This is a genomic window from Polaromonas sp., assembly GCF_029945685.1.
In the GTDB taxonomy this organism is placed as follows: Bacteria; Pseudomonadota; Gammaproteobacteria; order Burkholderiales; family Burkholderiaceae_C; genus Polaromonas.
In genome coordinates this window covers 432,531-439,301 of the sequence record NZ_JAQSDA010000027.1, presented here as the reverse complement: position 1 = coordinate 439,301, position 6,771 = coordinate 432,531, and the positions used below count along the sequence as shown (strand labels likewise).

At 65.1% G+C, this 6,771-nt stretch carries 5 protein-coding genes; 1 reads left to right on the top strand and 4 read right to left on the bottom strand.

The window, feature by feature from the left end:
- Positions 1-222: 222 nt before the first annotated feature.
- The gene (gene urtE, locus PSV26_RS20515) at positions 223-915 is read left to right on the top strand and encodes an urea ABC transporter ATP-binding subunit UrtE (protein ID WP_300573608.1); all 693 of its coding nucleotides are present in this window, start codon (positions 223-225) and stop codon (positions 913-915) included.
- Positions 916-928: 13 nt separating this feature from the next.
- Here urtE and PSV26_RS20510 read toward each other — a convergent pair whose 3' ends face one another.
- From PSV26_RS20510 to cphA, 4 genes are all read right to left on the bottom strand, one after another.
- Positions 929-2,140 (bottom strand): cation:proton antiporter, encoded by a 1,212-nt coding sequence (locus PSV26_RS20510; protein ID WP_300513462.1) that lies wholly within the window; start codon positions 2,138-2,140, stop codon positions 929-931.
- 64 nt (positions 2,141-2,204) lie between these two features.
- Positions 2,205-3,011 carry a M48 family metallopeptidase gene (locus PSV26_RS20505; protein WP_300513460.1) on the bottom strand — a complete coding sequence of 269 codons (807 nt, stop codon included), beginning with the start codon at positions 3,009-3,011 and terminating at the stop codon, positions 2,205-2,207.
- A gap of 142 nt (positions 3,012-3,153) precedes the next feature.
- Entirely contained in the window at positions 3,154-3,984 is an 831-nt protein-coding gene (locus PSV26_RS20500) for an urease accessory protein UreD (RefSeq protein ID WP_300573605.1), read from the bottom strand.
- A 171-nt stretch (positions 3,985-4,155) separates the two neighbouring features.
- Positions 4,156-6,750 (bottom strand): cyanophycin synthetase, encoded by a 2,595-nt coding sequence (gene cphA / locus PSV26_RS20495; protein WP_300513456.1) that lies wholly within the window; start codon positions 6,748-6,750, stop codon positions 4,156-4,158.
- Positions 6,751-6,771 lie beyond the last annotated feature (21 nt).

Sequence of the window (6,771 nt, the reverse complement as noted above, 5' to 3'; positions counted from 1 at the left end):
TTGTCTGAGCGCAGCGAGTTCGAGCCCGGCCCCGGCTGGACCGAGCACCGCAGGTTGCCCCCGTAGCGCAAGCGAAGGGGGACGCAGACAGCAGGGTCGCCTTTCTTTTGCTTCCTTTTCTTTGGCGAGACAAAGAAAAGGGAGTTGCCGCCGGGCAACCCCCGGCTTGCTGGCGAACCACCACGGCTCCGAAGCTTCAACAAGCGCCAGAGAGATCATCAAATGCTGAACGTCAAAAACATCAACCAGTACTACGGCGGCTCCCACATCCTGCGTGACGTGAGCCTGGAGGCGCATCTCGGCAAGGTGACCGTGCTGCTGGGCCGCAACGGCGTTGGCAAGACCACCCTGCTCAAGTCGCTGATGGGCCTGGTGCCAATCAAGACCGGCAGCATAGCGTTCGACGGTAAGGCCATCCAGAACACCACCCCTTACGAACGCGCACGTGCCGGCATCGGTTTTGTGCCGCAGGGCCGCGAGATTTTTGCGCGGCTGACGGTGGAGGAAAACCTGCGCATGGGCCTGGCCTACAAAAGCGCCGGTACACCGATTCCTGCAGAACTGTTTGAACTGTTTCCGGTGCTCAAGCAGATGCTGAACCGGCGTGGTGGTGATCTGTCGGGCGGCCAGCAGCAGCAGCTCGCGATTGCGCGCGCGCTGGCGGCCAAACCCAAGCTGCTGATCCTGGACGAACCGACCGAGGGTATCCAGCCCAGCATCATCAAGGACATCGGCCGCGTGATCCGCATGCTGGCAGACCGCGGCGACATGGCCATCCTGCTGGTCGAGCAGTATTACGACTTTGCCGAAGAACTGGCCGACGACTACCTGGTGATGGAACGCGGCGAGTTCATCGCGCGCGGTCAGGGCAAGGACATGCAGACCAACGGCGTGCGGCAACTCGTCGCCATCTAGCGGCTGCGGGTCTTCACTTCGCCCTGAAAATAATATCCTTCATGCGCTGAAGCCTGGGTGCGACCACCGGCACCGTCAGCATGGTGCTGGCAATCGCCATCAACAGCAGCGCGGTGAAGGTTTCGTTGGTAATGATGCCTTTGTCCAGCAGGATGTTGACAAAGATGATCATGATCAGCGCCTTGGTCTGCAGCAGCCAGCCGATGATGGCGCTCTCGCCCGGCGCCCACTTCAGAATCCTGCCGGCGATGTGCACGCCGATCAGCTTTCCGCCCACCGAGGCCACCAGCAACACGGTGGCGGCGATGGAAACCGCTTCGCCGCCCAGCGACCAGTTGGTGCGCAGTCCGGTGCTCAGGAAAAATACCGGCATCATCACCAGCAGCACGTGGTGGCGCAGCAGGTCCATGTGTTCCTGGTTGAACCAGTCGCTGTCCATGACTGCACCGGCCAGGAAGGCTCCCACCATGTAATGCAGACCAGCCCAGTCGGCGCCGAAGGCACAGACGATGAGCCAGACGAGTCCTGCGTACCAACGGTCACGCTCCGGCAGCCAGACCATGAGTTCGCGAAACGCGTAAGCCAGGACTGCAAAGGCGGCCAGGAAGCCGGCTTGCCGGCCGACACGCTCCCAGTCCATCAGGATCAGCGCCAGTACGCCCCAGATCGCGATGTCGTCCAGGCTGGCGTAGCGCAGGATGCGCTGGCCGATGGGCTGGCGCAGGATGGCGAGCTTTTCCATCAGCAGGATCAGGATGGGCAGCGCGGTGACGGCGCAGGCCATGCCCACGCCCATGACAAACTGCCAGCGCATGCCCTGCGGGCCGACCCAGCCGTCATTCATCAGCAAGCCGGCGGCGGCCACGCAGCCGAACAGCAGCGGGGTGCCCAGCGCCAGGCTGGCGGTGATGGTGCTCTCGCGCCGGTGTGCCCAGGCGTTTTTCAGGTCCAGCTCGATGCCGGCGATCCAGACGAACACCATGACCGCCCACCAGCCAATGCCATTGAGCGACTGCACCACGGGCGCGCTGAACACAAAGGCGTGGTAATCGGGGTAGAGCTTGCCAAGGACGCCGGGCCCCAGAAGGATGCCGGCAATGATCTGCACCACGACCAGCGGCGCGTAGTAGTCGGTCTTGAAGACGCGCCAGATCAGGTAGGGAACCGTGAAGATGATTGCCATGGCAATCAGGTAGATCTCGGTCGTGGTCATGGCTGCATGCATGGCTTTTCCCGCGTTGATGATGCCGCAGGCGTGTCCCTGGCGCGCCAGGTCGCGAACGTGAAACCTAGCGGCGCGTGGCCTGGTACAGCGGCATCACCGTTGGCAGCAAGGCCTGAATCTGCTGCACGCGGCTGCTGTCGCTGGGGTGGCTGCTCAGGAAGTCGGTGCCGCCGCCGGAGCTGCCTGCACTGGCCATTTTCTGCCACAGGCTGACGCCGGCCTGGGGGTTGTAGCCCGCGCGTGCCGTGAGCTCCAGGCCGATACGGTCGGCTTCGCTTTCATGCGAGCGGCTGAAACGCGTGGCTACGAGCGCCTCGTAGGCTGCTCCCGTGATCTGTGAGGTGCCCCCACCCAGCCCCAGCAGCTGGGTGCCGATGCCGATAGCCGTTTGCGCGGCCGCTGCCTGCGACACCTGTTCGCGTGAGTGTTCGCGCAGGGCATGGGCGATCTCGTGGCCCATCACGATGGCTATTTCGTCATCGCTGAGATTGAGTCTGGACACCAGGCCGGTGTAGAACATGATTTTTCCGCCTGGCATGCAAAAGGCATTGAGCTGGTCACTGGTGATCAGGTTGACTTCCCACTGCCAGCGCGGCGCGTCGGCGCGGAACACTGCCGTCTGCGGCTGGATGCGGGCGGCCACTGCGCGCACGCGGGCCAGCATGGCCGCGTTGGTGTTGAGCGCGCCCTTGGCACTGGCTTCGGCCTTGAGCCTGGCGTAACTTTGGGCTGCCATCTGGTCCAGCTCCGCGGAAGACACCAGCAGCAGTTGCGAGCGGGACGCGCCGACGGACCCGCCTTCGGTGGTGCTGGCGCACCCGGTGAACAACAGGGTAGCGGCCACCAGGGCCGGGGTCAGAAAGGTTTTCATGAGCGTCTCGCAGATCAGTGTTGCAGGGGGCAGTGTTCCAGTGCGGCAATGCCGTTCCCGATTTTGCGCCACGGGTGGCTGCATCCGGTAGGACGGTCCGCAAAAACGGTGTAGGTCGGAGACGCCAGACGTGTCCTGCCAATCAGGCCGACCAGATGCGCGGGCTGGGTGCAGCCTTGTCCCAGAAGTGCCGGCGCCAGGCCTTCCAGACGTCTTTCAGCAAACCCATGGCAGGCTCCACCAGCGGTGCCAGCACGCGAACCACGATGACCTGCGCGTCAGGGCTGGTGGCGCCTGCGGCGTTGTTCAACGGGTGCGCTTCAATCACCTCGCGTGCAAGGTCCAGGGCGAGCTGTCGGCGTTGGCGTTCGAGCTTGCTGCCAGCCGCAAAGAACAGGGTGCCGATACAGCGCTGGCCGGCCAGGCCCAACGGACTGTTCATCAGCAGCAGGTCATCGGCGCGGATGCGTGCGCGTTCCAGCCAGATGCCGGGCAACTCGATGTGCTGACAAAAGCTGCCTTGCTCGAAGGGCAGGTTGGCGCCAGGCAGGCCCAGCGCGGTGACATCCCAGCCCATCAGTTCGGCGCCAGGCGCCAGATCGAGCGTGAGATGGTTTTCGCCCAGGCAGCCGCTGTAACACAGCGCCTCCATCGGCAGCCACTCGGCGCGGGCGCCGTCTTCCAGGCGCAAGTGCGTGCGCTGCAGGGCGGTTTCGCCCAAGGATCTGTAAAAGCGTGTCGCGCCGGGCGTGGTGATCAGTCCATGGCTGCCGGCCGCAGCCGTGACCGTGATGTCCAGTGTGTCGCCGCCCACCAGGCCGCCCGGTGGATGCACCAGCACGTTGTGGCAGACCGTGTCGCCTTCAGGGTACAGGCTTTGCAGGATGCGCAGCGGGCCGTCGTGGCGAAAGTGGGCGACTGTCTTGCCGGCCTGCAGGGAGTAGTCGAGACTGAGCGTTGCGTTCCAGGCCATCGGTGGAGTTTAACCGTTGGCGTTGGGTGATCATGCCTCGCGGTTGCTATTGATTTCGTAGCTGCTTGCGCCCGCTTTTAGGGGGCTGCAGCCACTATTTCCATGAACTTCCTGGGCTTGCAGCCCCTCGCTCCGGATGTGTCGGGCTGACCGAGGGGGCCGAAACCCTGTTCAGGCCGGCGCGACTTGTTGGAGGTCGCTGGCTTCTTTCACCCGTTCAGCCAGGTGTGCCAGTGCTTCCTGCACCTGGTCGACCAGGATCAGACAAAGGTCGCCCGGCTCCAGGCGGGCCAGCGCCGTGTCAATGGCCAGAAACTCGCCGCGAATTTCCTCGATGTGGGTGGTGCGGCTGGCGCCCGTCAGGCCTTGGCGCAGCAGGCCGATGACCTCGCCGTCGGCGCGTCCGCGCTGGGCGGCATCCTCGTAGAGCAGCACATCGTCAAAAGCGTGGCCAAGAATGATGGTCTGGTCGCGGATGTCGCTGTCGCGGCGATCACCCGCGCCGCTGATGACCACGCTGCGGCGTCGGGCCGGCATCGCTTCCACAGCGCCGACGAGCGCGCGCATGGCGTCGGGGTTGTGGCCATAGTCGGCAATCACGGTGGCGCCGCGGTAATCCATCACGTTGAAGCGGCCGGGCGCGTTGTGCGCGTCGTTGACAAAACTGGCCAGTCCGCTTTTGAGGGTTTCCCAGGGAACGCCCACGGCCCAGCCGGCGGCCAGTGCTGCCATGACGTTTTCAACCTGGAAACCGATGCTGCCGTTGCGCGTCAGGGGGATGCTGTGCAGCGGCACACGTTCGCGCCACGCGCCTTCGGCTGCGACCAGCGCATTGCCGTCGACATAGACCGTGCGTTTGCCCTGGGCGCGGTGGGTAGCCATCAGGGGGTGGTGACGGTCAGCGGCAAAAAAGATCACGTTGCCGGGGCAGGTGGGCGCCATGGCGGCGACGATGGGATCGGCCGCGTTGAGCACGGCGTAGCCGGTTGGCGCGACGTTCTGCACAATCACGCGCTTGAGCACCGCCAGGTCTTCGACCGTGGTGATGTAGTTCAGGCCCAGGTGGTCGCCGCTGCCGACATTGGTGACAACAGCCACCTGGCAGCGGTCAAAACCCAGGCCCTCGCGCAGGATGCCGCCGCGCGCTACTTCAAATACGGCGGCATCCACATCGGGATGCATCAGCACATTGCGGGCGCTTTTCGGACCGCTGCAGTCGCCGCTGTCGGTCTGTCGGCCGTTCACCCAGACGCCGTCGGTGTTGGTCATCCCGCAGCGCAGACCGCTGGCCGTGAGCAGGTGCGTGATCAGGCGCGTGACCGTGGTCTTGCCGTTGGTGCCGGTCACGGCAACCACGGGCACCCGACCATCGTCACCGGGTGCGAACAGCTCGTTGATCATGGCACCGCCAACGGCCTGGCCCTTGCCGTAAGACGGCGACAGGTGCATGCGCAGGCCGGGCGCCGCGTTGACTTCCACCACGCCGCCACTTTGTGCTTCAAGCGGGCGAAGCACACTTTCGCAGACCACGTCCACGCCGCAGATGTGCAAGCCCACCATTTGCGCTGCAGCTACCGCGCGGGCGGCAACCTCCGGGTGGACGTCACTGGTCACGTCGGTGGCGGTGCCACCGGTGCTGAGGTTGGCGTTGTTGCGCAGCACCACGCGCCGACCCCGCGCCGGAATCGATTCGGGCGTCATGTCCTGCACCGCCAGCCGTGCGACGGCAATATCGTCAAAACGGATTTTTGTCAGGGAGGTGGCGTGGCCCTCGCCCCGGCGCGGGTCCTGATTGACGATATCGACCAGCTCGCGCACGGTGTGCAGGCCGTCACCCAATACCTGCGGTGGCTCGCGCCGCGACGCCGCCACCAGCTTGTTGCCGACCACCAGCAGCCGGAAGTCGTTGCCGGGCAGGAATTTTTCGACCATGACGGTGCCGTGTTCCGCGGCGGCACGGAAGGCGATGTCGAGGTGGTCGCGGTCCACGATGTTGACCGTGACGCCCTTGCCCTGGTTGCCGTCCTGCGGTTTGATCACCACCGGCAGGCCAATCTGCAGGGCGGCGGTCCAGGCTTCGTCAGGGTCCGCGACGGGCCGGCCCATGGGAACCGGCACCCCGGCGGCGAACAGCAGCTTTTTGGTCAAATCCTTGTCCTGGGCAATCGATTCGGACACCGCACTGGTCGCATCGAGCTCGGCGGCCTGGATGCGGCGCTGGCGCGAGCCCCAGCCAAACTGCACCAGGCTGCCCTGGGTCAGGCGTTTGTATGGAATGCCGCGGGCGACGGCTGCGTCCACAATGGCGCCGGTGCTGGGTCCGATGCGTTCGTCCTCGTCGAGTTCGCGCAACTGGGCCACCGCGGCTTCCATGTCGAAGCCGGTTTCATAAAGCGCGGCGTGGATCAGCGCCTGGGCCAGCTCCAGCGCCAGCCGGCCGACCGCTTCTTCGCTGTACTCGACCACGGTCTGGTAAACGCCGTCTTCGAGCGTGGCGGCGGTGTGGCTGAAGGTCACCGGGCAACCGGCCTGGGCCTGCAGCGCCAGTGCTGCCGATTCAAGCACGTGGGCCAGGGACACCGGGCCGACGTAACCACCCGGACGCAGTGCGCCTATGGCGGGAAACAGCGAACGCACGCGCGGCTCAAAGCCGGGCAGGGTGTCGATGGCGCATTCGGCCTGTGTGCAGCTGACGACGGCTTCAAGCGCCGTATGGCGGCTCCAGAGGTTGGGGCCGCGCAGCGCACGGGTGCGGGTAACTTTCATCAGCGTGCCTTTCCGGGCTGG